The sequence below is a fragment of the Sedimentitalea xiamensis genome (assembly GCF_030164465.1).
Classification (GTDB): Bacteria; Pseudomonadota; Alphaproteobacteria; order Rhodobacterales; family Rhodobacteraceae; genus Sedimentitalea; species Sedimentitalea xiamensis.
The window spans coordinates 1-1,313 of sequence record NZ_JASNJE010000085.1; the positions used below are offsets into that span (position 1 = coordinate 1).

Here is a 1,313-nt window from a genome sequence, read left to right on the forward strand (position 1 = left end):
GGTATCACCCGTCCCGCTGGCCGTCGTTATCCTTAGTGCCTGATCCCAAGACCATACGCCAATGTCCGGATCAATTGGGGATGTCCAAAACGGGCTGACCAAGCACCAGGGCGAAAGAACGCACCTGTGGCCCGCATGGGAAATGGCCGCTTTCGCGAATCTGACTGGTGAGTGTGCGTCCGCGGCGAATGGCTGGAGTCCGCCCTTCCTCCCGAATGCTGCAGCCGCGAGGAGTCAGAGCTCGCTCGTAGCGATGGCTGTACAGTCGGCAAGCTGCCAACTCGTGCCAGACGCAGAATCGGTTGGCATGGCGAAGGTTTTCAGGTGCGATATCGGCCCACGTTGGAAACCGTTCACTCGTGCAAACCTTCAAGTATCTCTCCATTCAGGCTCGCGCCTCGTCCGAAATACCAGACCTGGCACAGTGAGCGGGCTGTCGAACTGTTCCGTGCATCAGCGACGGTCCGGCAGCGCCTGACCTGATGGTCGCCCAGTTTGGCCGAGCGCGATTCATGCGAATCGGCTGAGTGATCAGGCGAGCGAAGCGAATTTCGCCCGCCTGATCCGGCAAGAAACTATGCTACCGCACGCTCTTCGAGTGGTGCGAAACGTCGGCCGATCGCTTCCTCAAGCGGCTGGTAGAGTTCGGCCATACCCATCGTCCGCGACAACAAGAGTGACGATGCCGGTGCGTGCAGCACATGGATCTTCATTCCTTCACGAACCTTCGCCGATACTACGGGGCGTTCGTTTTCGTCGAAGGTCATGATAAGGTCGGGAAAGCGGTTTAGCGCCGTGCCGCCCTGTGCCGTCAGCATGTATTCGTTGACGAAATGCAGCACTGTTCCGTTTGCGTCATCAAGCTCGACCAATCCGATATCCAGGCCGTCTTGCTGTTCGCAGCGATAGCGCCGGACCGTTCCGCTTGCGACGATGGAACCGTTCAGGTGGCGAACGGCTCCTTGCAGGCCATTGCCGAGAAACGCGTGGCCCAGTTCGATGGCAAAGCTGATGGCTCCAGGTGCGCCGTGGCTTTGGGCATAGCTCACTGTCACCGGATTGCGGGCGACGGCAACCAGGCCCCCCGCGTCGATCGACGCACGCCGCACCAGATTGGAGGTCGCAGCCATCCGCCCGCTGGCCGTCCCTTCCACATAATGATCTGGCGCGCCGCCTGCAAAACCCTGGATCGAGCGATATTCTCCCTCGAGATGCAGACCAAGCGACCCCATGAGGCTGGAGGGGTGAGCGCGCCCGTTGCATGCGAGATCCAGCACCGGCAGACCGCTGAGTGCGGAATGGAACCAGCCGTT

General features: G+C 60.5%; 1 protein-coding gene. It reads right to left on the reverse strand.

The window, feature by feature from the left end; all coding sequences use genetic code 11:
• Window positions 1-575: 575 nt before the first annotated feature.
• A partial coding sequence (locus QO034_RS23245) for an S-methyl thiohydantoin desulfurase domain-containing protein (protein ID WP_284487875.1) occupies window positions 576-1,313 on the reverse strand: 738 nt, incomplete at its 5' end.